20 protein-coding genes are annotated in these 26,988 nt (G+C 56.3%); 8 read left to right on the top strand and 12 right to left on the bottom strand.

The features are described 5' to 3' along the window. Positions 1-241: 241 nt before the first annotated feature. Entirely contained in the window at positions 242-1,600 is a 1,359-nt protein-coding gene (locus K1Y02_01040; GenBank protein MBX7254914.1) for a hypothetical protein, read from the bottom strand. A 316-nt stretch (positions 1,601-1,916) separates the two neighbouring features. Between K1Y02_01040 and K1Y02_01045 the strand changes: the two genes are divergently transcribed. Continuing rightward, positions 1,917-3,965, top strand: coding sequence for a right-handed parallel beta-helix repeat-containing protein (locus K1Y02_01045; GenBank protein ID MBX7254915.1), 2,049 nt, complete (start codon positions 1,917-1,919; stop codon positions 3,963-3,965). A 28-nt stretch (positions 3,966-3,993) separates the two neighbouring features. Here K1Y02_01045 and K1Y02_01050 read toward each other — a convergent pair whose 3' ends face one another. Both K1Y02_01050 and K1Y02_01055 read right to left on the bottom strand, forming a co-directional pair. Continuing rightward, complete coding sequence (locus tag K1Y02_01050; protein ID MBX7254916.1) at positions 3,994-4,974, bottom strand: 2Fe-2S iron-sulfur cluster binding domain-containing protein; 981 nt, start codon at positions 4,972-4,974, stop codon at positions 3,994-3,996. 20 nt (positions 4,975-4,994) lie between these two features. After that, positions 4,995-5,360 (bottom strand): group 1 truncated hemoglobin, encoded by a 366-nt coding sequence (locus tag K1Y02_01055; protein ID MBX7254917.1) that lies wholly within the window; start codon positions 5,358-5,360, stop codon positions 4,995-4,997. Positions 5,361-5,516: 156 nt separating this feature from the next. Here K1Y02_01055 and K1Y02_01060 point away from each other — a divergent pair, with 156 nt between their 5' ends. Further along, positions 5,517-5,993: an Rrf2 family transcriptional regulator gene (locus K1Y02_01060; GenBank protein MBX7254918.1), complete on the top strand. Its 477-nt coding sequence runs from the start codon at positions 5,517-5,519 to the stop codon at positions 5,991-5,993. 77 nt (positions 5,994-6,070) lie between these two features. Here K1Y02_01060 and K1Y02_01065 read toward each other — a convergent pair whose 3' ends face one another. From K1Y02_01065 to K1Y02_01075, 3 genes are read right to left on the bottom strand one after another with little or no spacing between them, the layout of a single operon-like run. Continuing rightward, positions 6,071-7,633, bottom strand: a complete 1,563-nt coding sequence (locus tag K1Y02_01065) for an ABC transporter permease (GenBank protein ID MBX7254919.1) — start codon at positions 7,631-7,633, stop codon at positions 6,071-6,073. A gap of 7 nt (positions 7,634-7,640) precedes the next feature. Then, positions 7,641-8,618, bottom strand: coding sequence for an ABC transporter ATP-binding protein (locus K1Y02_01070; GenBank protein ID MBX7254920.1), 978 nt, complete (start codon positions 8,616-8,618; stop codon positions 7,641-7,643). A gap of 13 nt (positions 8,619-8,631) precedes the next feature. Further along, positions 8,632-10,017, bottom strand: coding sequence for a hypothetical protein (locus K1Y02_01075; protein MBX7254921.1), 1,386 nt, complete (start codon positions 10,015-10,017; stop codon positions 8,632-8,634). A gap of 902 nt (positions 10,018-10,919) precedes the next feature. On the opposite strand from K1Y02_01075, the gene K1Y02_01080 reads away from it, so the two are divergent. Next, positions 10,920-12,665, top strand: a complete 1,746-nt coding sequence (locus tag K1Y02_01080) for a DUF3365 domain-containing protein (GenBank protein MBX7254922.1) — start codon at positions 10,920-10,922, stop codon at positions 12,663-12,665. Positions 12,666-12,788: 123 nt separating this feature from the next. Here the strand turns inward: K1Y02_01080 and K1Y02_01085 are convergent, their stop codons facing one another. Next, a complete protein-coding gene (locus K1Y02_01085; GenBank protein MBX7254923.1) occupies positions 12,789-14,057 on the bottom strand; it encodes a citrate synthase in 1,269 nt (422 codons plus the stop codon). A gap of 531 nt (positions 14,058-14,588) precedes the next feature. Here K1Y02_01085 and ric point away from each other — a divergent pair. From ric to K1Y02_01110, 5 genes are all read left to right on the top strand, one after another. Further along, positions 14,589-15,305, top strand: a complete 717-nt coding sequence (gene ric / locus K1Y02_01090; GenBank protein ID MBX7254924.1) for an iron-sulfur cluster repair di-iron protein — start codon at positions 14,589-14,591, stop codon at positions 15,303-15,305. Positions 15,306-15,448: 143 nt separating this feature from the next. Continuing rightward, complete coding sequence (locus K1Y02_01095; GenBank protein MBX7254925.1) at positions 15,449-16,963, top strand: hypothetical protein; 1,515 nt, start codon at positions 15,449-15,451, stop codon at positions 16,961-16,963. Positions 16,964-17,016: 53 nt separating this feature from the next. After that, a complete protein-coding gene (locus K1Y02_01100) occupies positions 17,017-18,015 on the top strand; it encodes a hypothetical protein (protein MBX7254926.1) in 999 nt (332 codons plus the stop codon). 33 nt (positions 18,016-18,048) lie between these two features. Beyond that, on the top strand, positions 18,049-18,744 hold the full coding sequence (locus K1Y02_01105) for a hypothetical protein (GenBank protein ID MBX7254927.1): 696 nt from the start codon (positions 18,049-18,051) through the stop codon (positions 18,742-18,744). Between the two features lie 155 nt (positions 18,745-18,899). Beyond that, entirely contained in the window at positions 18,900-20,123 is a 1,224-nt protein-coding gene (locus K1Y02_01110; protein ID MBX7254928.1) for a fibronectin type III domain-containing protein, read from the top strand. Positions 20,124-20,142: 19 nt separating this feature from the next. Here the strand turns inward: K1Y02_01110 and K1Y02_01115 are convergent, their stop codons facing one another. From K1Y02_01115 to K1Y02_01135, 5 genes are all read right to left on the bottom strand, one after another. After that, complete coding sequence (locus K1Y02_01115; GenBank protein ID MBX7254929.1) at positions 20,143-21,138, bottom strand: ABC transporter permease; 996 nt, start codon at positions 21,136-21,138, stop codon at positions 20,143-20,145. A gap of 101 nt (positions 21,139-21,239) precedes the next feature. Further along, a complete protein-coding gene (locus K1Y02_01120; GenBank protein ID MBX7254930.1) occupies positions 21,240-22,640 on the bottom strand; it encodes a hypothetical protein in 1,401 nt (466 codons plus the stop codon). 121 nt (positions 22,641-22,761) lie between these two features. Then, positions 22,762-23,526: a hypothetical protein gene (locus K1Y02_01125; protein ID MBX7254931.1), complete on the bottom strand. Its 765-nt coding sequence runs from the start codon at positions 23,524-23,526 to the stop codon at positions 22,762-22,764. Between the two features lie 113 nt (positions 23,527-23,639). Next, positions 23,640-25,787 carry a sigma-70 family RNA polymerase sigma factor gene (locus tag K1Y02_01130; GenBank protein MBX7254932.1) on the bottom strand — a complete coding sequence of 716 codons (2,148 nt, stop codon included), beginning with the start codon at positions 25,785-25,787 and terminating at the stop codon, positions 23,640-23,642. Positions 25,788-26,086: 299 nt separating this feature from the next. Then, positions 26,087-26,944, bottom strand: a complete 858-nt coding sequence (locus K1Y02_01135) for a DUF1559 domain-containing protein (GenBank protein MBX7254933.1) — start codon at positions 26,942-26,944, stop codon at positions 26,087-26,089. Between the last annotated feature and the right edge of the window lie 44 nt (positions 26,945-26,988).

Below are 26,988 nucleotides of genomic sequence, written 5' to 3' on the forward strand. Positions count from 1 at the left end.
ATATGAACCTTACCATGCATGCCGCATCCTGTCAAAAGACGAAATATGCTTAACCCTTTGGTAACGCACGCGTTCCACGGGGTGCCCGCACTGCGGATTCGACACCGAGCTTCGCAAAGCAAGGAGCTGACAATACTGCACGAGGCACTATTGTCGTCAAGATTCTTGATTCTAGTGAATTACCGCATCAGGTTACAAGGCGCTTGTGAGCTGGCCGTCATGCCTTGTCCGGATTTGCCGACTAGAGATAGCCCGCCGCTGGAGCAGGACGAACCACCAGAATTGCCGCATCCTGCACACTCGGAGCGAGAGATTGGGGCAGACAATCGTAGTACTTCTTTTTTACTTCGTCGTAAAACGCTTCGGTTTTGCTTGAGGGGACAAGGTTGACCGTGCATCCGCCAAATCCCGCGCCAGTGAGCCGCGAGCCGCGGCTTCCGCCCGCGCGCCCTGCAGCCACAAGTAGATCGAGTTCGTCGCAACTGACTCGGTAATCGTCCCGGCAACTTTCGTGGGATGCGTTCATGAGGTCGCCAAACCCCGCGGCATCTCCCGCAAGAAGGCAGTCGCGCCCGAGCTCAACGCGTTTGAATTCCGTGAGCTGATGGCGTGCGCGGGCTTGAAGCCGAAATCCTCCCTCGGGTTCCGGAAGATCGCCCAGCCACTTTGCGCGAATCTCGTCAACGGACAGTTCCAGGAAACGCGCCGCCTCGGCCAGCGTTGTCGCTTCGCGAGGGAACGTCTGCGCAAATAACGCCTCGACTTCTGCGTTGGTTAAACAAAGCGGGCCCGACCAAAGATCGTCGAGCCGATTGAACTCAATTTCGGGTCCGAACTCTTCTTGAGCCTTGCGCTCAACCATCGCGCGAATCAGCCGGCAGGACAAGGGCCCTTCGTTGTATCGATGCAATGCGCCACCGGACTTGTCGGCCTTTACGAGCGAATTGCACACAACGATGTCGTGATCGGGGAAAAGCGGCGCTTGCTCGACGCGCAGCGGATGGAAATTGATCTTGCAGGCAGCGCCTGCGCCACCCAGCAGAATAATGGCCTGGTCCATGCCGCCGCCTTGCGTGCCCACGTAGCGTTCCGCTTCCGCCAAGAGACTCGCGAGTTCGATGCGCGAGATTCCTGCATTGTCGAGGGAAACGTTCAGCACGCCGAGGTAGGCCAATGCCGACGCAACGACCAAGGCCGTGGAAGAACTCAGCCCGGCGGCCATTGGAATCGTGCCGTTGACAAGCAGATCCATACCGGGATACGTGCCAGGCTGCAGCTTCGCGTTGAGTCCTTGTACGGCCGCTTTGCAGTAGTTTTCCCACGCGCCACGCGGAGACGCGGGGATGGACGGCGAATTGGAAAATTCCGCATTGGGATAGTTGCCCTGGATTTCGCGAAGACAGATCTTCGAATCCGCGCGCGGCGCAAACGCAATGCGGATTTCACGGTCAATCGTCATGGGCAACACCGGCAAGCCGTTGTAATCGACATGCTCGCCGATAAGATTCACCCGCCCCGGCGCACGGCACACCCTGGGCGCGCATGCCTTAGGGAAATGGGCGCGGAATTCGCGAAGAAGGTTGTCTATATCGCTGCTCATAGATAGCGGATCCTGATACGGTGCCTTCGGAGCGCGATTGTAGCCAAGGCATGCATGAGGTGCAAAGCGTGTGCCTAAGGCTGAAGCGGGGTGGATTGTGCTTTCAGAACGACACGAAGTATTCTTCGTGTCATCTCTGGCAAAATGAGAAAGCAGAAGTCATTCAGAAGCGATGGCGCCCTAAGTGTCGAGTAAGGAACTCATCGGGGGAGTGCGCGAACTTGCCGGGGTAGAGACCTCACCGCGTCTCGAAACTCACGATCAAGTGATTCCGGATTTGTCTGGGGGTAGGTATTGACGGGGAGGAGATGCAGCGATGCGAACTATGGTGACGATCATTCTTGCACTCGGATTCCTTGCGGTTTTAAGTGAGGCGGAGACTTTCTATCTGTCTCCTTCCGGAAACGATGCCAATCCAGGTACGGAAGCGGCGCCATTTGCGACGCTGGAAAAGGCGCGTGACGCCGCTCGTACTGCGAAATCATCGGCTAAGGATGGTGTATCCGTGGTCATTGCTGGCGGGGTATACACACTCGACAAGCCGGTAGTGTTTACACCGGAAGACTCGGGAACAGCGGAACGTCCAGTGAAGTATGTGGCGAAAGAGGGCGAGCAACCGGTGTTTCGCGGCGGGCGAACAATTACCGGATGGAAACGCGCCGAAGGCGATCTGTGGACCGTCGAGATCCCGGAAGTGAAAGCGGGTACATGGTATTTCCGCCAGTTGTTTGTCAACGGCGAGCGGCGTCCGCGAACCAAGCTGCCGCAAGACGGTTACTACACCATTGCCGGCGGAGGGACTCCTCCGAAGCGGTCATTCAAGTTCAATGCGGGAGAGATCAATCCCGCATGGAAGAATCTGAACGATGTGGAAGTGATTGTGCTTCAGTTCTGGACAGAGGCGCGGTTGCGGATTGCGTCCATCGACACCGCAACCAATATGGTTGTATTCACTGGCGACGCATTTCGCCCGCTCGATTGGAACAAGGGATGGTATGTCGAGAATGTTCGCGAGGCATTAAACACGCCGGGGCAATGGTATCTCGATCGGGCCACGGGCGTGCTCACGTATTGGGCCAAGCCCGGTGAAGATTTGGAGAAAGTTGAAGTGGTGGCGCCTGTCTCGCGCTATTGGATGCGCTTCGAAGGAGACGCCGCCAACGGCGCGTTTGTCGACCATCTCACGTTCGAGGGACTCCACTTTGAGTACTCGGACTGGAGGCTTGATGACACTCTGGGCTACAGCTATCCCCAAGCGGCCATCGACGAGCATCCGAATGAGCCCTTGTTTCAAGGATGGCCTGAAGGCGATTCGATTCCGCAGTCGCAAATCGAAGTGCCTGCCGGAATTTTCGCGAGTGGCGCGCGAAACACGGCATTCATGCAATGCGAATTTGCGCACACGGGCGCGTGGGCCATGGATTGGCAGACGGGGTGCAAGGATATCGCCGTTTCAAGAAGTCACTTCTACGATCTGGGCGCAGGCGGGATTCGAGTGGGAAGCCCCAAGATCGCGCCCTCTGACGCCTTGGAGACCTCACGGGTCACAATCGAAGACTGTCGCATCCACGACGGCGTGAGGGTATACCAAGGTGCACCCGCGATTTGGATTGGACAAAGCAGCGACAACACGGTCGCCCACAACGAAATTTACGGTCCGTTTGAGTGGGCCATCTCGGTGGGTTGGAATTGGGGATACACGCCGCCGAACCGGGCGCGCGATAACAAGGTTGAGTTTAACCACGTGCACGATCTGGGCGACAGTCCGCTGGGTACGCACGGGGCCATCTATTCGCTGGGTGTTCAACCGGGCACTGTCATTCGCAACAATCACATTCACGACATACGCGGTGGCGGGAGCGGCATTGTGCTCGACAACGCGAGCGTAGGCGTATTGGTTGAAGACAACGTCGTGCATCATTGCTCGTATTCGTCGTTCATGAGCAATTTCAACGACCTCGGGAACATGGTGTTCAACAATGTCTTTGCGATGGCGACGAAAGATCAGTTGCATCGTATTGGAGATGTTCCTGCGGACAGGACCAAGATCCACCAGACCGGCGTGTTCTTTCACAACATCTTCTATTGGGATACAGGCACGCTGTTCGAGAGCAAGGATTGGGTCGACTACAACATCATCATGGAGAACAATCTCTACTTCGATGCGACTGGCGCACCTGTCACGTTTTGTTCGTTTTCATTTGACGAGTGGAAGGCCAAAGGACTCGACCAGCACTCGCTGGTCGCGGATCCTTTGTTTGTCAATCCGGCTGGCGGCGATTTTTCGCTCAAGCCTGAATCGCCTGCCTTCCAATTGGGGCACAAGGCCATCGATATGAGGAATGTCGGTCCCAGGTTCCGGTAAAACCAGGGATTGCTTTCGGACGTCGGAACTACGCGGTCACTGTCTTCGCGGGAAGAAACGAATCCGCGAAGATGTCTTTCATGGCTGCCCCGAGCAGGAAGGTCTTCTTCTGCATCATCTTTACAAAATCAGGGTGGCCGCATAGGAAGACGCGAGAACCGCGCAGTGTAGAAAGCGTGGACGTGACATGTGCGTCGAGAGCGCCAACGTGTGTCTGCGCGTCGGCGGGACCTTCAAGCACGCACGGATAATAATGCAGATTTGAATGTGTGTGACTGAGCGCGCGCAATTCCTCGACGAGATACAAGCCTTCCTGGCGGATGCTCCCGTGGAAGAGGTGAATGTCTCCCGTGTGCCCATGGCGAAGTGCGTCTCTTGCGATCCCGTAAAGCGGCGCGAGGCCCGTTCCCGTTCCTGCAAGCACCAGGGTTTGTCCGAAGTTGCCCACCGTGTAGAAGCAGTTGCCGTGCGGCCCGAGAAGGTCCACGAAGTCTCCCTCTTTGGCGCTATCGTGTACCCATCCGCTGACAATCCCGCCGGGCATACGCGCAATGTGCATATGGAGATGGGGATCTTCGGTGGGAACGCTCGCCAGCGAGTAGCTTCTGACTGTGCCACAGGTCAAGGCGATATTCGCGAACTGCCCCGGCCGATATTCAAACGCGGCATCGCACTCCAGAGTCAGCTCTGCGACTGTAGCATTCAGTGAACGTACTCTCGCCACGCGCGCGCGGTGACGGAGTCCGGCGTCGTTTGGGCGGACAACTTCCAGGCTGCCATCGGGTTTACAGCAGCATGCGAGAAAGTAGCCCTGCTGACGGAGCGTGTCGCGCAGACCTGCCTGAGCCGTGGCGGGTGGTGTTCCCTCCACGGCCCTCAATAGACATGACTGACAGACACCGCTCCGGCAGGAGCTGGGTATGGTGACTCCCGCTACCTCCAGCGCTTCCAGCACCGTGTTCCCGGGTGGAACCTCGTAGGTGGTGCCTTCGAAGACCAATTCGCTCATGTAGTCCAGGTGGCGCCGGACTAACGGCTGAGCACGTCGTTGCGTGTGGACTCGGCAATGGCAAGTACTTGCTGGATCAATTCCGCGGGCGCGGATAGTTCACTAAGCGCCTTCTCAAGATTCTCTTTCACGGCGTCGAAATGCGTGTCATTCAGTCCGCGAGCCACGAGATGAGCGTGCGCCCTGCGCATGTCTGCGCCGGTGTAGTTGTGCGGTCCGCCAAATGCCATCGTCAAGAACGCCTTTTGTTTGGCCGCCTGACGTTCCATGTCGACGTCATCAAAGAAGTGACTGATGCGATCGTCTCCGAGTACATGACGGTAGAAGATATCGACCGCCGCCTCGACCGCCGCCTGCCCGCCCAGAGTCTCGTACAGAGTTGCCATGAAACAGCCTCCCGAAGTTGGTTTGCAGAAAAGATGTATGTAGTATACATCTTTTGCGGTGACCGATCAATCTCTATTGAATCATCGGCACTGGAAACATTGAACCTGCGGCAAGGGGCTCGTCGTGGTACAATTTGCGCGACGGAAGGAATCTCGATGCAATTAACATTGCACACAGACTATGCGTTACGAATGCTCCTCTACTTGGCATTGCGCGCGAAGGGCGCCACGATTTCGGAGATTGCGGAGCGTTACAACGTTTCGCGCAATCATCTTGTGAAGATAGCCCACGCGCTCGGGAAGAAGGGCCTGATAGAAACAACTCGCGGCCGCGCGGGAGGGTTACATCTTGCAAAGCCTGCCGCGGAGATCAATATCGGCGCAGTTGTGCGAACGATGGAGCCCAACTTTGACATTGTGGAGTGCTTTGACAAGAAGCGAAACGAATGTGTGATTTCGTCGGCTTGCGAATTGCGCCGAGCGCTTTACGAGGCACAGCGCGCTTTCTTAACGACCCTAGATCGTTACACGCTAGCCGATCTCACGGCAAACAGCGCGCAACTGGGAGCTTTGCTTGATAAGAGACCGCGTACGTCTGCCCGCGGTACAGGCCGTTCTCGCGTGAATCACTAACCCGGATTTCCCACGAACACTTCCCGTGACATCGCGCGATCAGTGCGCTTGCCCTTTATTCGGGACACTGGCATTCCTCAGCTTTCATGCACAGAGAGCGAAGACTTGGCTTCTGATCGCCACGGACCCACAATATTGTCCTTGAATGTCAAAAATAGAATAAAGATGGCAAAAGCAGATGCTCCCCATCGCGCAACTCCTACCGTAACGGCAATGATCAACGTGGGGAGTGCCGAAACTGACCAGGAACTTCCGGGCAACAGAAGATACCGTAGTGAATCTGCAACGAGTCCGACGGATGCACTGCCAAGGCATCCCAGCAAAACTACAGCGACAACATAGTGTAGAGCTGCCGATACGGCGGAGAGTGCCGGAGAATCGCCTGCGGTTCCGCAGGCTATCGCGACGACAAGCATGAGCCGCACGATGCCATCCGCAATAGATACTAAGCACACCGCGCCAAACCAGGGGAGGTTGCTCCATTCGAATAGCGCGGGAACGTTTGACTCACCGAACAACGAGGAGGCAAACAACGACGTGGATATTGCGTTGACGGCCAGAGCGGGCAGGAACGTAGCGGCTCTCATGAGCTCTGTATGGAAGATGCTACGCGCCAGAGCGTCGTCCTTCGCAGCCGTCACAAAGAGAAGGTCAAGGTCGCCTTTTCGTCGCGCCGAAGAGAGAATGATCGCGGCGTCGTATGAAACGACCAGCATGATGAGCAGGCCAACAACGCCAAACGGGATCAGGCCAACAAGTACGCTCGCGACGACCACTACAACTGCCAATGGACCCTGCAATAACCCTGCGCCGCACTCACGAGCGGTGGCGTTGAATAGACGGGCCAAAGGACCCAGACGAAGCAAGGGGGGAGTCCAGTGGATTGGCATGGGTCTGTAGTGCCGCCGCGACCCGCTTTGCGAAGGGGAAGATTCTGGCCTCCAGAGAATGGCGATACTGATCCGAAGCGAAATTGCAGCCACGGCAATACAGGTAAGCGTCAAGGGTCCGCCTATCCACCATGTTTTCTGACTGTCGTCGACAAACGGAGAAACGCTCGGGAAGAGAGCCGCGGTGGCGGCGCATAGAGCCATGCTCAACCCGAGGCAAATGATATAGGCATCCGCCGCGCGGCGCACGTAGGTAGATGCCAATATGCCAATTGCAGTCATAGCGAGATTGAGTCCGCTTATTACGGCAAGATCGTAGAGTGACGCCTGAATCGTAATGCCGCCGAGAAAGGCTGCAATCCCTTGAAGCGGGAGGCAACTGAGTACGAGCATTTCGCTTTGGATAAACGCGGCAAGTGCCTTCGCAAGCACGAGATCATGCGCGCGGCAGTCTGTGAGCAGAAGCAAGTTGAGGGTGTTTTCCTGACGCTCGCGCGCAATCGATCCTGCCGAAAACAGCGGCGCTCCAAACAGAGCCACCCCCAGTTGGAAGAGCAGAAGTACGTTTCGGAGCATGCTTCCCAGCGATTCGGCGGATGTCCCCGCGGTGTCCACGCCCATCGTCTCTCCAATCCCGAACATAAGGAACACAAAACAGACAACCGCGGGTGCGGTACGCAGCAGGTACATAGACTTCTTGCGACCGCTTCGAGAGAGTTCCAACGCAATTAACGGCAGGTGATGGGCCATGTGCAGGTTACGTTTCTTGCGGAGCGGAATTGGGGCTATCGCCCGAATCCGTGTTTCGGTCAGGATCGGTCATCTTTAGAAAGACATCCTCAAGCAACGCCTCCTCCTCTTCTATGGTCAGCACCTTGAGGCCTTCCTTCACCAAGCGTGCCGCAATGAAGCTGAAATCGTCCATATCTTCCGGCAAGTCAATTGTAATGGTGTTGTCTACGGTATCGACGCGTTTGACCGCTGGGTAGCTTGCAAGCAATTCGGCGGCTCGTTGCGTATCGCCAATCGTCTTGACCCTAATTCGCCGGCCGCTCCGCGCAAACGTCAGCGCCTCCTTGATCGAGCCGTTGTACAAAACCGATCCGTTGTCGAGGATGCACATGCGTGTGCAAACGGAACTCAATTCGGAGAGAATATGCGAGGAGATGAGGATGGTCTTTCCCATTTCCCGCAACACATTCAGAACCGCAAGAAGCTCGATTCGCGCACGGGGATCAAGCCCCGACGCCGGTTCATCCAGTATGAGCAGCTTTGGATCGTGTACCAGGCAGCGGGCCAATCCGAGACGTTGCCGCATTCCGCGGGAAAGCCCATCTATCTGACGCTCGCGCAGGCTGTGCAGCCCTGTTAGTTCCAGGCAGTCTTTTACGACACGAGTGCGATCCGGTTCTTCAATACCGTAAGCTGCCGCGAAGAATTCAAGATACTCGTGAAGAAGCATGTCCCGGTAAGCGCCGCCCGAATCGGGCATGTATCCGATGAGCGGCCGCACCCGGTTTTCTTCACCGTTCACATTGAAGCCAAACACATTGGCCCGGCCCATATCTGGACGCATAAGGGTCGCGAGAATACGAATCAGGGTGGTCTTCCCCGCGCCGTTGGGGCCAATTAAACCGCAAATCTCGCCCGAACCGACAGAGAACGAAACGTTGCGCAACGCGACGGTCTTGTCGAACGATTTGAATATGTCTCTGACCTCAACCACCGGACTCATTCTCATCTTCTCCTCACGGCCCATCTTGCCCCGGATAGACGATGACTTCCAGCCGTTCGAGGCAGTCTCCCGTTAGTGTCTCTCCATTCACGAGGATTGAGCCGAGAACTCTTGTATTCATTGTCGCCACAAAGAGTAGACCACCCCGGGCCAATGCGGCGCGCGCATCCATTTCTCGGGTTATAGATTGCTGGAGTCCATCTGCCTGAGATGGACACCCCATGCGTGCAAATGCCTCGCTGGGTAGTCGGCTTGGAAATTCGCTGGATTGGGCTCTGTCGAGGACAAGAGAAGTCTCTGAATCTGGTTTGATGGAGCCGGACACGCTCCAAACTTGTGTTCCGTAGCAGACCCAACAATTCTCCAGGTCGACCCTGCCCATGTTCGCGATAGACACGGTTTCTATTCCGTTGGGAGACTCCAGACGTAGACCGACTGGGCAGGGCGCCGTACTTGCGGTGCTGTTCAGATACACGCGGTAATTCCATATTGGGACTCGGTCGATTGTCGCGTATTGGTCATTTTCAAAGGTTGCGGGCTTTAGCGTCGGCCAAATCTCGGCTAATGGGTTCAACGGTTGGAACAAGCAGCCCAATTCGTCTGACAACGCATACGTGCCCGTGGCAGGAGTGAACAGGCTAGAAAGGCGGCACTGAGTGGCTGTTACTACACCCGGCGCATACAGAGTCCGTTGAACAAATCGTACGCCCAGTTCACCTCCGACGAGATACTTCGCTCCCAACCAAGAACCCGCTGTGAAGACAACCATAATTATGGGAAACGTGACCCACGTAAGATAAGGCTTCCCCAGGAACTTGACGAAGCTGTGGTCAAGCGGGCCAATAGCCACTGCATACATGGCAGTCAAGAGTACAACGAGGGCAATCCTATTGCGGGGTTGCTGGACCGGCTTCGCCGCCGTGATGAGCTTTAGCGCATTGTATCCCGTGCTCGGTTGTGTGCCGTTGGCTGAACCTGAATCTTGACTGGAGGCAAACAAGTACCCCAGTATCCGCTGCTGCCACATAGCTGTCCAGCCCTCCCAGCTGCTTACAGCCGGGGCTTCAAGGGGCACCGCTACGCACACAACACTTCCCAGGCCCATGTTGCGACGGACGACGAGAGGGATGCCGTTCGACTCCAGCAAGGTCGTGGCGCGGTCGATGATGCCGGTCATGACTTCTGTCTGGCCGCCAAAGTGGGAAATGTTGAGCAGTTCCAAGGCGCGTGGCTTCAGGGGCAGCATGTCTCCTGACGCCAAGTTCATCACCCCGTCCGTTTTCGCGTCAACGTCGACGATCCAGACGCCGCCACGCAAAACCCAATTGTGCAATGCGCTCAAGCGATTACTTTCCAAGGGATGCTTGATTGCAGTTGAGAAGGCAATGACATCAAACATCTGTAGTCCTTCCCAACGATCGGGCAGTTGTTCCGGCGTCAGAAACACCCGAGTGCTGAGAATGTTACCCCTTTCGTCTATAGCTGCTGGAAAACCTGGGGGTATCGGACCAATTATTCCTATCATGGGCGTGAGAGGAGGTACAGAAGTGACCCGCTCACTGGTCTCGGAGACTATATTGTTCCTCCCGGCCTTGTATTGGACTTTAACCCGGTCAGGTGCTGCTAAAGTTGCGGGAAGGTAAAGAAAGACGGACTTGCGGGAGTGCGGCGGCAGTTCAATCGTCTTAGTCGCCCTGCTGACCGCCATTTTCGCATTCGTGAGACTTACGTCAACAGTTCCGTTCCTATCCACCTCGTCGTTTTGCAGGGTGACAAGAACGGGCGTGATCGCACCGGGCCGCACTACCCCGCCCGCGCCGGCTATCAACGAAATCTGCACGCTGGCATGAGCGCTGAGTGCGGTGAGACCCAAGAGTATGTACGCAACCCAATTTTGCGAGATAGAAGACCCCATGTCTGCGATACTATGCGTCAAGAGGCCATCGAGTCAACAGGCAGGGCGAACGGAGTAGTCAAATAGAGATACTGGACGGCGGCAACTCGATATTCAATAAAAACGGCATTGCAAAAACCGCACAAGCCGCAAATTTTGGAAATTGTTGACTCTATTCTGCACTATGGTTATAATTTGTCCGTAAGGGCAGTATTTACCTGGGGGCATAGGCGAGATGTTCCGCCTCTCCTTTATGACTCACTCGGGGTCAGTCCAATCTGTATGTTGCATTCATGGACAAGTGACGCCGAGTCGTAGCCCAGGCATTTGTTGTTGAAGGACTTAATCCCCATTAAGTCAAGGGACAGGTTGTATTTGATAGAAGGCAGGATGAAAGGAGTCCACGGGTGAGCACAAGCAAATGGTCATTGCGGGCGCGATTGATTGCCCTCGGTACGTTACTTCCTGCCTTGTTGGTTGGTGCCCTCTTCTTTCTTTACTACACCCAGTCTCGGAACGCAACAATCGATGCGTATGTAGACAAGGCGCGGTCTATCTGCCTGACTGCGGAAGGCGCGCGGGAAGGCATGGAAGAGAAGTGGAAACAGGGCGTCTTCACCCTGGAGATGTTGCAGGCATGGGGGAAAGAAGGCGAGGAAGGGCAAACCAAGATTCTTGGCGCTGTGCCCGTAGTGTCCGCCTGGCAGGCGGCGATGTCGAAGTCGGAAGAAGGGAACTACACCTTTAGAACGCCTAAGCGCCAGGCGCGCAACTCTCAGAATGAACCGGATGCCGTGGAGGAGAAGGCGCTCGATATTCTAGAAAAGGAACAGCGCAGCGAGTGGCACATGATTGACCCGGAGAAGAACGCTGTACGTTACTTCCGTCCGGTGAAGCTCTCCGAGCGTTGCATGTATTGCCACGGCGACCCCAAGACCTCTCAGGAAATATGGGGAAACGATCAGGGATTGGACATTCTGGGCCAGAAGATGGAGAACTGGAAGGTCGGCGAGACTCACGGGGCCTTTGAGGTAATTCAGAGTCTGGATGAAGCGGACCGAAAGCTGGCGTCGACGATGATGTTCGCGGGAAGCATTGCATTCGTGGCGCTTGTGACCGTCGGAATCATGTTTGCCCTATTTGCGATCTACTTCGTTGAGAAGCCGGTATCTGTTGTATCTCAGCGCTTGTTCGAGGGTGCGGCTCAGGTTTCGACCGCTTCCACGGAAGTGTCGAACGCGAGCCAGCAAATGGCCATTGGGGCAAACGATCAGGCTGCATCGTTGGAAGAGACTTCGGCATCACTGCAACAGATGGCCTCGATGACGAAGCAGAATGCGGCCAATGCTACCCAGGCCAGCTCGACCGCGGGAGTTGCGCGCAAGGCGGCGGAACAGGGGCAAAGCGCCATGGCGCAGATGTCAGGCGCGATAGAACGCATCAAGGCATCATCGGTAGAGACGGCAAAGATCCTCAAGACCATCGATGAGATTGCCTTCCAGACCAATCTGCTTGCATTGAACGCGGCCGTTGAGGCCGCGCGCGCCGGTGAGGCTGGGAAGGGGTTTGCCGTAGTAGCGGAGGAGGTTCGCAGCCTCGCACAACGCAGCGCGGAAGCGGCAAGAAACACGGCGGCGCTCGTGGAAGAATCGCAGAAGAACGCAGGAGACGGTGTCGAAGCGTCAGCCGTTGTGGGGCGCCAATTGCAGGAAATCGGGACTTCAATCGAGCGTGTGGCGCATCTCATCCAAGAGGTAGCGGCCGCGAGTAACGAACAGGCCCAGGGAATCGACCAAATCAACAAGGCAGTCTCCAACATGGACCGCGTGACGCAATCGAACGCGGCATTGTCGGAGGAGTCCGCCTCGTCAAGCGAGCAACTCAACGCGCAGGCGACCGAATTGAACGCGATGGTTCACGAGTTGGTGAGGTTGATCCATGGGTCCAAGGCTGAAGACACTTCGAGGATGCAGCAAGTTGCCAAGCGTCCTCCCCGGGATCGTATGAAGCCCAAGAAGATTCAGGAGACGACTGTACCGCGCGTTGAACGCAGACAACGAGCCGCAGGACAGTTGGCTTTGCAGCGTGAAAAAGGAGTCGTGAAGCCGGAACAAGTGATTCCCCTGGATGACGGGGACATCGGAGACTTTTAGCTCCAAACTTAGGGTGACTTGTCCGCGAGTTTCGGCAAGTCTTCTGACAATACCTGCGAACAAAATGAGACGCCCCGGCGGGTTTTCCGGGGCGTCTTTTGATTGTTACGAGTAGCCGTCCGCTTAGTCTACGGGAGTGAACGGCCTGATTGTGGCGCCGGTGTAAACCTGTCGCGGACGATGAATGCGATTATCGGGGTCTTTGCGCATCTCCATCCACTGCGCAATCCATCCCGGTAGCCGCCCAATTGCAAACATCACCGTAAACATGTTTGTGGGAATGCCCATGGCGCGGTAGATGATGCCGCTGTAGAAGTCGACATTCGGATATAGCTTCCGTTCAATGAAGAAATCATCTTTCAGCGCGACTTCTTCAATATGCTTGGCCAAATCCAGCAGCGGATCGGAGATACCCAAGGACGACAAGACTTCATCGCACATCTTCTTCAACAAAGTCGCGCGAGGATCGAAGTTCTTATACACGCGGTGGCCAAAGCCCATCAGCCGGAAACCGGAGCTCTTGTCCTTGGCCATCTCAATGTACTTCTTATAGTTGCCGCCGTCGGCCATGATCCGTTCCAGCATCTCAAGCACTTCCTGGTTGGCGCCGCCGTGAAGCGGTCCCCACAATCCGCTGATGCCCGCGGAAATGGAGGCATACATGTTTGCGCCGCTGCTTCCAACCATACGTACGGTGGAAGTACTGCAGTTCTGCTCGTGATCGGCGTGCAGAATTAGCAGCATGTTCAGCGCGCGTTCCATTACCGGCGACACTTCGTACGGTTCGGCGGGCGAAGCAAACATCATGCGCAGGAAGTTTGCGGCATAACTCAAATGAGCCTGCGGATAAATGACCGGTTCGCCGCGCGATTTACGATACGAGAACGCGGCAATGGTCTTTGCCTTTGCCAGAATCCGGATGATGTCCAGGTCAAGATACTGGTCGTCGTTTGCGTCCGGATAGAAGGTCGACAGCGAGGCAACCATACTCGAAAGGATCGCCATCGGATGCGCCGTCGGCGGGAAGTGGTCGAAGAAGTTGACCAAGCTTTCGTGTACAAAGCTTTCCATGGTGAGCTTGCGGCGCCAAGCCTGAAGTTCAACTTCATTGGGCAAGTGATCGTAGATCAGGAGGTGGCATACATCGGTGAACCGAGCATTGACGGCCAGATCCTCAATAGGATATCCGCGATAGCGGAGAATCCCCTTCTCCCCATCGATGAAGGTGATTGCGCTCTTGCACGATCCTGTATTGCCATAGCCGGGGTCGTAAGTTATGGCGCCGGTCCTCGCTCGGAGCGTGGAAATGTCAATTGCGGCTTCGTTTTCCGTTCCGACGATGACGGGGAACTCGTATTCCTTCCCTTCGAGAATCAATTTCGCCTTGCTCATACTTTTCTCCACATCCTCGTTGAAGGGTCGCCAATGGACCACACCTAGCCCACGACCAACGTCTAGTCGCACACCTATGTCCATTGATTGACAGCTTTCCAGGGCCGCAGCCACGCCCTAGCCCCCGCCAAGCTGGCGGCGGGTCAGTACATGCACCCCGACAAGCAGCGTCACACTATAACTATCCGGGCACGAATGATGCAAGAAGGTTAAGCCGTGAGGATTAAGCCGTATGTGATAAGGTCCTGTGGCCGTGGCCTGCATTTAGATGGCGGGAATAGATTCTGGCGCCAAGAGCGTCTACACATAGTCCGCAATTTGCGTCGGCGCAATTGAGTTCCAACGCAAATTGCTCACGTGCAAGACTTTGAGGTTATGCCATGAGGATGTCTCTAGAACACACTCTTTGTTTGAAGAACTGCGTTGTTTTTCGCCGCATGCCTCGTAAACACACTGGTTACGAGAGAGGTTCAAGTGTGTTCGTGATAAATCCGGGATAAGACAACGGGCACGATGACCAGGGAGAGCGTTATGACTACCATCCTTCCGGAAACTACTGTCGGTCAGATTGTTGCACAGCAACCCAACCGATCCCGCGTATTTGAGGCCTTGGGCCTGGACTATTGTTGTGGAGGCAAGAAGACCCTTGCAGACGCGTGTGCGAAGAAGGGGCTCGATGTAAACACGGTTCTCGAACGGCTGTCGGCTGTCGAGCCTTACGGAACGGCTGCGGAATCCGCATCGCATCTGGATATGCCCCTTCCCGAGTTGGCGGATCTGATAGAAGCAACCCACCATGCGTACCTCAATCGAGAGCTGCCGCGGCTGAAACAACTTCTCGACAAGGTCGCGAAAGTACACGGAGAGAAAGACGCGCGTCTGGGGCAACTGCGTGACATCTTCGCGGAGCTTCAAGCCGAGCTTGAATCTCATCTGATGAAAGAGGAGCGGGTACTCTTTCCGGCGATTCGCCGCTTGTGCGGCATCGATGCAGAATGCGCGTGTTCACCTGCAACCATTGCGGCTCCGATTCGCGTGATGGAAGCGGAACATGACTCGGCGGGAGAAGCTCTTGAGGCGATTCGAACGTTGACCGACGGCTTCACGCCTCCGGATTGGGCCTGCAATACCTACCGCGCGACACTCGACGGACTTCACGAGTTGGAACTGGACATGCACCAGCACATCCACAAGGAGAACAACATTCTGTTTCCCAGGGCACTCGCGTTGGAGCGGGGAGAAGGTTAGTCCGCAATTTGCGTCGGCGCGATTAAGCGCCAACGCAAATCGCTGACGAAACAGGAACTGGCGGTCGAGGCAAAATCCTCTGGAGATTTGGGCTCTGCGTATCCTACCGTATTGGCAGGGCAACAAATCGGAGGGGGATTGCCATGGACTCCAAACTCCTGCTCGTGTGTGTACTGGTGTGCTTTGCGTCTCTGGGTGCGTCAGCCCAGGGATCCGTCTCGCCATTTCCCGTGGAAGACAAGTCGCAACTCTTCGTGGACCAAGTGCTCGTGCGCGACGCGTCGCACATTGCGTTCACGTTGCATCCCGCCAAGAAGCATTCCGAAAACCCTATTCTAAAAGCGGACCGCCCATGGGAAGGGTGGCGGGTTGAGATTTACGGCAATGTCATCCGCGACGAGGCGGAAGGCGTCTTTAAGATGTGGTACCTCGGGGAGGAAACGAAAGCGTTTCCCAACTATGCCGTCTACTACGCGACAAGCAAAGACGGCGTCCATTGGGAAAAGCCGCCGGTAGGGACGGTCAAAACGGACGCATATCCCGAGCACAATGTCATCGCCGCTGACATCATCTTGCCGAGCGTCATCAAAGATGATGCGGACCCGGACCCTGCGCGACGATACAAGATGATTGGGTGGGACCAGAAGCGCGCCGGTTACCACACATGGACGTCGCCGGACGGACTAAATTGGACGCCCCTGAGCACGGCGCCGCTCTGCAGGGGCGGCGACGTAATCACCGGGTACTACGACGAGCAGCGAAAGCTCTATGTCGCGTTCCCAAAGATCGGGGCCGTCGTGCGCGGGCACGACCGACGTGTGTTCTGGATGATCACGAGTGCCGACTTCCAGACGTGGACCGAACCCGAACTGGTCATCACCGCCGACCTGCGCGACGACGCCTCTTCCCTCGCGCGCATCGAACAAGTGCGCCCGATTCTGGATGTCCCCGACGACCCGAATCTCATGCGGACAGAGTTCTACGGGATGGGCGTTTATCCCGCGGAGTCCTGCACGCTTGGTTTCGTATGGATGCTGACTATCAACAACAATGCGCGCTACGGAAACCACGAGGGTCCTGGCGAACTGCAGTTGGCCGTAACGCGTGATTTGCACAATTGGGAACGGCCGTTTCGTATTCCGTGCGTCGAACGCGGCAGACTCGACGAATGGGACCGTGGGTTCTTCGAAACGCAGTCGCGCGCGTTGCGTGTCGGCGATGAGATTTGGTTGTACTACGGGGGCTCCACGTACACGCACGGGACGCCTTGCCTCTACCGAGCCGAAAACACCGGCCGAGGCAAGGAACAGACCGGATCGATTGGCCTGGCTATTTGGCAACTGGACCGCTTCGTAAGCGCCGATGCGCCTGGCGAAGGCGGCGTGCTGACCACAGTGCCCGTTGTGTTCACGGGGAACCGCCTGGAGGTCAACGCGCGAACGGCCGAGGGCGGTTCGATTATCGTTCATTTGCTCGACGCCGCAGGCAAACCTATCCCTGGCTTCGAGAGCTCGGCGCCCATCTCCGGAGACAACTTGCGGCATATCGCGACGTGGAACGGGCAATCGGATGTAAGTGCGTTGATCGGCAAACCCATCGTCGTGCAATTTGAGATGAAGAGTGCGGAGCTGTTTGCGTTTGCGTTTCGGAACAAATAAGTATCGGACCCGCGAGAAGCGGTACAGTTCGATGCCAAGAATGGAAAAGTAAAATGAGAAAGTGCCTTCGAGTGTGCACGGTAGTGTTGGCTGTTGCAGGGGGCGTCGCGTATGCCGGCGAACCCTCTTCGGGCGCATTGCCCGGTACCGCATTGGTATCCGGTTTGTTCCAACTCGATGAGATGGACCTGCATCTCCATTGCGGGATGGAGCGCCAGGTCCCGATGCAGGAATGGATCGATCTGGCCGTCAAAGACGGTCGTAAAGTCATCGTCGTCCTCGATCACATTGAGCTTTACCGAAAGACACCGGATGAACTCGCCGACTGGACGAAGAATCAGGGATTGCAGCAGTGGTATCCGCTGGGATTCGAGGGGCAGAAGGCCTTTCTTGACGATGCCGCGTCACTTCGCGTTCGCAACGACGTGATCACGTTTCGAGGCTGGGAAATCAGCGAGACGGAGCTTGATGAAGAACTGGACACGGAGCCTATGCGGTTGGCCGAAGTCATCGGCTGGCACATATCACCCAACTCACCTGGCGATGCGCCAAACGGTCAGTCTCTGATCAAACGCATCAGACAAATCCTTGAAGTCCAGAAGCAGTTCCCCGTGCCGATGATCGTGTTCCATCCGTTCTCAATGAGAATGGAGAAAGTTCAAAAGGTGGCACGTAAGGCGGGAAAAGACATCAAGTCACTAACCGTGGAAGATTACCGATTCTTCAAACCGGGTGAACAGGAAGAAGTCGCGGCTCTGCTGCGAGGTCAGTCGGTCTATATCGAGATGGCGCACGGCACGAGCGGGTACTGGGACGACCCCGTGGCGCGCGCCGCGTTTATCGCCGATATAAAACCCTTGGCAGAACGGGGGGTCCAGTTCACGGTATCCACGGACGGTCATCACGTGAACGGTGCCAGAAAACCTTTCGAGCCGGAAGTGTATTGCGCGGAGACGGGGATTACTCCGCAGAATACGAACACGCTTGTCCGCGAGTTGTTGGCGATTCGCACCCGGAACTCTGTGGTGCAGCAGATATCGAAAACGAGATAGTCGCCACATCTGCCGGGAGGGAAGAAGCCGCTTATGAGCCGTAGCGATTGCATATCTCCGGCGTGCTCATTCTGTGGCAAGCAAGAGCCCGACACGGAGATTGTCCTGTCTGCGGCCCAATTCAAAATCTGTGCTCTCTGCGTGATTTCGTTTGAAGCGGCGCTTGACGATCCTGAGTGTCTTGCTGCGCTGGAGGAAAAGGAAAGTCCTGGACATAGACAGGAAGCGTGCTCGCTCTGTAGAAGAAGGACAGACCAAGCCTTATTTCTCTTTAGCGGACGCATGTGCAATGTCTGCGACTCCTGTGTGCGTCTCTGTGCCGAGTTTGTCAATACCAGCTCACGAACATCCGCGCAATGGAGACAGCTTCTAAGCGGAACGGCCCAATCGATTCGTGATGAATACACCAGCTGTTCTTACACGCGGCTGAATATCGCGCTAGCCGCAAGAGAATCGTTCTCTCGAAACTGGCGAGGCCGTCTGACTGCCGCCTTGATATACGCGGGAGCCCGTGAAGTCAACTATCTCTTCGGCGGCGAGACCGCAAAGACGATTGCGTGGTATCTCTTTGTGAAGTGGAAGAACGAGGGTTCAGGTGAGACACTGATTCGGAGTGAACCCATACCGCGCTTGCTGGACGAAATGCGCAAGGAGGGCATTCTTTGCGGAAAGACGGTCTGGTATAGCGTTGATGCAATCACACACAAGCCACCGTCTCCAAAGGGCTAAAGCATACAACAGGGATTCTTCATTCCTGTCTTACCTCAAAGCTTCTCATGTCCGGCCACACGTGCTATTCTGTCCGAGCAATCATGTCACGAGATTGTAGGACCGATCCGCCGGATCCGACGAATCGGTCCTATGTATTGGAGAGAGGAAGAAACATGCCGAACAGTCTCAAGAATGAACTGAGCAGTATCTCCCGCGCCTTCATTGCGACGGTAAGCCTTCTGGTGCTTGTCGTCTCCGCTCAGGCGAAACCCATTTATCTGTATTTGACCTATCCCGGAGATCCAAGCACATCGATCACCGTCAACTATCAAACGGAGCGGCCGATAAAAGACTCGACGGTTCGGTACGACACAAAATCGCGCAAGCATCTGCGTGGGTATTCGTATCAGGCGGAAGGAACTACGCTCCAAGTTCCGGGGCTTCCTGTGGAACGCACCATTCACACGGTGACACTGCGCGGCCTAAAGCCGGACACCAACTATTACTTTACGGCGGGAAGCGTGCAGGACGGGTTCACAGAAGAGCGGTGGTTTCGTACGGTACCCGCCGGAGACGAGCCGATACGCTTCATTACGGGCGGCGACATGGATTCGACGCCATTGACTCAAGCGCTGTTAAAACAAGCGGCGAAAAAGGACCCGTTGTTTTTGGTTGTGGGCGGAGATATCGCCTACGCCAACGCCGATGTGCAGAACTATAAGCAGTGGGATCGGTGGTTCGACAATTGGGAGAAGCTCATGATTACGCCCAATGGCCGGACCATCCCTGTTGTGACCGCCATCGGTAATCACGAAACCAACAAGAGCGATTCGCCCGATCCGAAAGAACGCGCAAGATTCTATTTCGAGTACTTCGGGCGCCAATCGGAGTTGACGTATTACGAACGCAAGTTCGGATCGAACATCGCTTTATTCGTACTGGATTCGGGACACATCGCGCCGCACGATGGCGCGCAAAGAGAATGGCTAAATCAGGCGCTTGAGAGAAACAAGGATGTGCCCTATCGTTTTGCGGTCTACCATGTGCCTTTGTATCCCAGCCACCGCGATTTCGAGGGCAAAGGCTCCGTCCTGGGGCGCACACACTGGTTGCCTTTGTTCGACCAATACAAGCTGACCGCCGCGTTCGAAAACCACGACCACACCTTCAAGCGCACACACCTGCTGCGCGGGAACCAGGTTTCGCCCGATGGCACCCTCTATATCGGTGATGGCAGTTTCGGTGTCGATCCGAGAGAGATTGAAGGCGACCTGCGGTGGTATGAAGCCAAAGCACTGCAGACAGGTCACTTCTGGGTGATCGATGTGACCCCCGCCGGCGTCACCTACACGGCATTCGGCAAAGATGGCGAGCTAATCGACAAGTTTCCCGAGTGAACAGCGTTAGCAAAAGTTCCTAGTTGCCTCGGATTCGCGACATCGTGACATTGAGCACGAGCGCCGCCATCAGAATGGTGCCGCTGATCGCGTCTTTCAAGTAGATGTCGATCTGCACGTGATTCAATCCGTTGTAGAGGACGCCTAGCGTTAATACGCCGATTACCGTGTTGGCGATGCCGCCTTTGCCTCCGAAAAGCGATGTGCCGCCCAGTACGACAGCGGACACGCATTGAATCAGCATGTTGTCGAGTCCACCCGACTGAGCGCTGCCCAGACGGCCTATCAGCAAGATGCCGGCAAACGCCGCGGTGACCGAACAGACACAAAACGGAATAGTCGTGACCCATTTAACATTGATGCCCGACAATTCCGCGGCCACTCGGCTGCCGCCCGCTGCGTAGATATGCCTCCCAAAGCGTGTAAAGCGAAGCACAATGAACGCCATAACGAGAAAGACCGCCGCCACCATCGTAATGTACGGAATCTCGATCGCCGTGTTTCCAAAGGTGACTACGCGCCACGACTTGTTTCCGATGAACGACAGCACGGGGGGAATGTCGAATATGGGACTGCCGCGCGTGATGCGCAGGGCAATGCCTTTCGTAATCAGCAACATCGACAGCGTCATCATGAAGGAAGGCACCCCAAGCCGTGCCGTTCCGCTGCCCGTAACAAGTCCGAAGAGGAGAGCAACTACAAGAGCCGCGAGAATCGGCACGCCCTGAACAACCACCGCAGGCAAGCCCGCGTTTGCAGAAAGTACCTGATACAACGCTGCCGTCGTTACGCCCGCGAGAATCGCCATGCCCTCCACGCTGAGGTCGATTTCACCAATGAGCAGCACAAGGGTCATCCCCACGGCCATCACGGCCAGCGCGGAATTCTGGCGCAGAATATTCAAGAGGTTCTCGGAACTGAGGAAGGTGTCCGAAATCAATGCAAAGAACAAGAACATCGCCAGAAACGTGATGACCGGCGACAACGCCCCCAATCGACGCATGAACGTATTCACAATGACTCCCCTTGAACGCAGATAGCGCAACATTCCCCGCAATGGAGAAGCCCGCAGGATTATAGCGGAGCGAGCCGAAAAGTCGAGAATTGCGATTCGGGCTAGGCCTCAGCCTGATTTGCCCCGCTCATGGACGATCCAAGCAAGGAACCTGCGAGCGCGGCTACAAACGACGAACTCGACGAAAGCAGCACGGTATAGGTCCACGGAACCGGATTCGTGAATGCCCACTCGCACACCGCGGTCACGCTGAACCCGGCAATCAACCCCAGTCCGACGCCGAGCCCACGCAAGCGCCCGGGAAGGAAGGTGAATACAGTAAAGACGCCAATGAGCCCGCCGTTGATGTAATTCATGGAGCCCATGCACAGCGCGAGGAAGTCGGGGTGGCGCTTCTCAATGCTGATGAAGAAGACTGCGAACGCAATCATGATGAACAAGGACATGGCCGACCAAACACGTCCTTGGCGTGACGAGTTCATCAGCGACTTCCACACCGCACCCGTTGAGTGAATCGTTGAGTCGAGCGATGACATCGCCGCCGCCGCCAGCAACACAAGAAAGACCCCTTTCAATACCGGCAGGTCGCCCCGCATCACGTAGTCTGCCAGCGGCGACTTCGCGTTCAAGTCTGCTATGCCCGAATACCGCAGCAAGTAGCCCACGGTCAGGTACAAACTGATTAACAGTGCGGCTCCGAACCCCGACAAGATTAGCGACCGTTGCGCTGCGCGAAAGCTGCGTGTCGAGAGTATTCTCAAGAGCAAATCCTGGTCTGCGCCGTGCGATCCGATCGACAACACGGCCCCGCCCAGCAGCATGATAGGCGAGAATGTCGCCTTCGACGGATCCAAATCCACAAACGAGGGCATGGTCAGCGCGCCTGACGGAATCAAACGCGCCAGGTAGAAGCACAGGAACAGCCCCGTGCCTACAATCAACACACTCTGCACTTGGTCCATCACGACCACGGCGCGTAGGCCGCCGGTCAGGCTGTACGCCGCGACACAGACAGCCACCACGACGATCCACATCGCCGTCGGCCCGCCGTGTATGGATTTCACAAACTCCGGTGCAGGCAAGATCTGCGCTAGCGCGTAGCCGCCGACAAAGTAGCGCACTCCCCCGGAGATGTACTTCGCCAGCAGGTAGGCCCCTTCCAGTATCCGGTGCTGCGCGCTCATTGTCTGATAGATCGTCAGGCGTTCCGAGTCGTACAGCTTCCGGAGGTAAAACACCGCGACAATCGTGCGCCCCGCGATATAGCCCATCAAGAGCCACACGAGCGCATAACCGCCCGTCAGTCCGGCTGCCGGAAACACCACCGTCGTCGCGACCGACGTCTCCGACGACACCACCGACAACAGCGCCTGAACTCCGCTCAAACGTTTCCCCGCAAAGAAGTACTCCCCGTCCTCCGGACGGCTCCGCATCGTCGCCGTTACACCCACCACCACGGCCACATAAGCCAACAGCGGCGCTAAGAACAGGATCTGGTCCATTGCCGTGAATACCCCTTCCTTCCGCAATTCTTGCGAGGCATGGTAACGATCCGGTTACACGGTGAGCAATACGCGGGGTAGGGCAGCCGGGCAGGGGAAGCGCTTCCGCTTGCGGCTTACGCTAAAAGGTCATGTCCATAGGTTTCCCGCCGGTCAAGTCTTCCACCTTCACGCCCTTCGGCGGTGTGTAGACGAATCGGCTGGGGTCGATTTTCGCGTTGAGCGCGATATCGGTGTAATGGACTGTCGTAAACGGTTTGTTCGCCGCGTCCAGGAACTCCGATTTAACCTGAATGCCCGACTCTTTCGCGACGTACACGCGGATGGCAGCAATGGTAACGGGGGCGTCTTTTTGATCCTCGGGCTTGGGTTTGACCTCAAGCACGAAGACCGGTTTTCCGTCAACTTCCGCATCGGGAAGTAACGTCAGATCCCCTTTCTTGCGCAGCGAGTCAAACATCTCTTTGCCGCTTTCCGGGCTGCGGCTCGTACCCGAGTTCGGGTCCCGTTTCGCGGCCTTCTGCCGTCCCGCCATCGACATCTGCGTGTAGAGCGTTGTTCCGTCGAACACAGTCAATATGTTCTGCTGAGCCATGCTTTCAGGAAGGGGAATCCCGATATCGACTGTATTTGTCAGCTCGGAGCGGTAATGCGGTTTGCCGTCAATCTTCATGAATTCGAAGGGGCCGCTGCCCTTCATGGCGATCGTCATGATCCCTTTGGGAATGTTGCCCTCCAAATGCAACGTGGCCGTATAGGACTCAATCTTCTTCCACGCCTCACCAATCTGCTGCTCGACCGAATCGAGCGTTTGCGGCGCGGTGTCAGCGCCAATCGCGGTGAAGGGTACGAGTGCTGTCAATAATGCGGGAAGAATCGTTCGCATGCGAGTCCGGCTCCTGCCAATGGTATGTCACGGTCTCCCAAGAGACGAGTCGAAAGGACAGAATATTCATTGACATAGACACAGGTTCTCGCCGCGAGGTTTCATCAACCCGGTCAAAGGGTCGGGGTCAAATCGACCACCGCTTCCGCGCCCTCCTTCAGTTCGACGACCGACGAGGCAAAGAGCGCCTTGGAAAGCATCGTGTTGAGGCCTTCGGCGTCACTATTGGGCAGTTCCGTGTACGCGAAGGCCACGATGGTGTATGTTCCCGGGTCTAGGCCGTCAAAGCTATATGCTCCATCCTTAATCCGGCCCGAGGCCGCAATCAAGGGTTCCAGCGAAGTCAGCAACTCCGTGGATAACGTATCGATCTTCACCTCGCCACGAAGCGCGACGATCGCCCCGTCCTTAACCGTATCGGGAATAGTTATGGTGCCTCGAACAGCCGTCGTCAGATTGAAGTCGATGTTTTCCACGTGCGCTTCATTCTCCGCAATTGAGAATGCGACCTGTTTGGAAGCCCGATTACCGCTCTCCAGTTCGACACTGGCCACAAGAGCACATGTCCCGCTCGGCGCTTCGGAAAATGAGTAGCTTCCGTCGGCCTGGATCGTTCCCTCAAAGCGCTCTACCTCTCCATTGGTAGTCGTGACCGTCATCCTCAGCATTCCTGAAGATACGGGCTCTCCCCGGGATGTCACCATGCCCTGCAATGAAGAAGTCACTTCGCTGAAGTCAAAATCGACAGGCGTCGTCGTGCCGGTGAGCAAGGAGGCCATCCGCACTAATGACCGTCCCCCTTCGGGAAGCTTTGCCAATATGCCCAAGTCTCCCTGAGGGAGATTCTCTAATTCATATTTGCCGTCGGGTCCAGTGGTCGTCTGGCCCACTTCCGTGACAGACGCCGCCTGTACGGTTGCTCCCGCGACAGGTACTCCACCGACTGCAACGCGGCCACTTACGGTCCCCCCCTTGGTCATTACGACCCTGATCTTGACTGTACCCTCCGGCTGCGACGGAAGACTTACCCATCCGGGCGCCAGATCGGCATGCCATGCATATACCCATTGATTTTCGTCCGAGACAGAGACGTCCTCCACTCGGAACGTGCCGTCTGAGGCGGAAGTGGCAAGCGTATTCTGCAGGCGCATTGATTCGTCTAAGGGCAGTCGCGGACCCACGAAGATTCGCGCGTTGCTCACGGGGGTCTCGCCGGCCTTGTCTTCGGTGACTACAAGTCCTTCGATTGTGAGAGATGACGCTGGTGTTGCGTCAGGCTTCCTATTGGGGTCCTGCGGCTTGCGGAGCGTCGTCTCGGGCAACGCCGCTTCTGCACCGATTTCCTTGCCCTTGGGAGTACCATCACTCTCGGGCGCCAGACTGTCGCCATTCCGATTGCTCTCAGTCTGCCGAGTCTCATCCGCGGGGGGCGGAACTCCGTCGGAAACCGCTTGTTTGTCTGGCGGAACGGAGGTGTTTGGGGATTGGGGTGAACTCTGCCGCAAGGCATACCACGCCCCCAAGGCTATAAGCGCCAGCGACAATGCTCCTACAACGGCCTTCTTCATTAGCAGTACCTCCAAAGGTCGAATCCAGATCCACAGAGTGCTTCCCCCGCCTGCCGTAGCAGGGACAACGGTCCAGTTCGTCGGAAAGGCCATCGCCGCAACCATGACACGCCTCGGCAAGTCAGAAGAAGGCCGCTCGGACTCCAACGCCGATCCCAGTTCGTCCACGATTCTCTCGCCAAGAGCGCGGCGCGCACGTTGGATGCGCTTGGCAGCAGCGTCTTGCGAAATATCCAGAGCCTGCGCGACTTCACGTATCTTGAATCCTGCGAAGTAGTGCAGCATGAGGACCTCGCGGTCGTCCTCGTTCAATGCATGAATCTCGCGACGCAACGCCGCGTGAAGTTCGTGCCGATCCGGGGCCGGGATGCTGTGCTGACTGCGCGACATTTCAAGCAATACGCCTTCGCGATGGTGCTCAGCTTTGCGGAAGTTGGTGCAGACGTTTCGTGTGATGGCGGCCAGCCACGGCCGGAACTTTGCAGCATCACGAAGCGTGTCCAGTTTCTCCAATGCCTTGAGAAAGGCATCTTGGACAAGGTCTTTGACCTCTGCCGGATTGGACACGCGGCCATACACCAACGCGTGAACCAAAGGTAGATGCCGCTCCACGAGGATGCCAAATGCCTCGCGGTGCCCGCACAACACCTTCCGAACGATCTCTGCGTCATCGAGTTGTTGACTTTCCAACACGGAGAACCAGTCCTTTCTGACCTATAAGACAATCAAGAGGCCCGTTTTGGACATCATGGCGTGAAAGGCCGGATTCGATTGGATACATGCTCGGTTTGGTGCGTGAGAATAGTGGTGCAATGCGGGGGAGATGCGGCGTGCAGGCGCCGTTCAGTCTAAAATGATTCCTCATGTCGATCTGGAACGCTTGCTTGATGAAATCGGTAGAGAATCGTCTCGCAACGCCTCGGGACCTGATAACTCGGTATCCGGCGCGTCCCACTTAGGACACGCCGGATACCGAGTCTAGAGAAGTCTGACTAGAACGCGCTGCTCAGCACCACGCCGGAAACATTCGACGGGAACTTGCTGTGGAACGGAAGCCACTCGACGTGACCGTCCATGTACAGGCAATTACCGCCGCCTGGAACGTGGTTATAGGTGGTGGCGCCGCCGTATACGGCGATTTCATCCCACATCACGGGAATTCCACTGGATGCGACCGCACTCGCCGCGGCGTTATTGATGTCGCTCACGAAGAAACGCTCGATGCCCTGGCGTAACCGTGGCACGGGCCCCAAATCACTCTCTTTGTCCTCAAGCGAGAATCCGTTGGTATACATGTCAACGAACCCGTTTATCAGATCCGCGTCAAACAACGTGGACGCGAAGGCCACGACGCCGCCGACTGTGCTCAGGTCGACGCCCGCCAGCGTTGTCGGCACCACTGCGCCCGGCAGAAGAATGTGCGGTTCGTAGAACGCCCAGCCCAGGTAGTAGTAGCTGCCACGAGCCAGCTTGCACACTTCGACTGGAAGACTGGGATCGCCGTTTTGGTGAAAGCCGTTCAGCACGTTATCCCGGTCGGAATCTGACGGGCAAACGCAGATGTTCACATCTGTCAGGTATTCGGGATATAGCGACGGACCGTCAAAAGTTGCATCCTGCGCATTCTCTCCTTCGCAATTCAGGACTTTGATGGGCGGAAACTTCTCTCCCTTTGATTCGTTCGTATACATCGCGAAGATCAGACCCATCTGCTTGAGATTATTCTGGCAGGACGCCCGGCGCGCTGCCTCTCGGGCTCGCGCTAGAGCAGGCAATAGAATAGCCGCCAAAATACCGATGATTGCAATTACAACCAACAATTCTATCAGCGTAAAACCCCTGGACTTCATAGATGCCCCCTTGCCAATAGACGCTTTGTTCGACTTCACACCAA

It is taken from the genome of Candidatus Hydrogenedentota bacterium (genome assembly GCA_019695095.1).
Lineage (GTDB): Bacteria > Hydrogenedentota > Hydrogenedentia > Hydrogenedentales > SLHB01 > JAIBAQ01.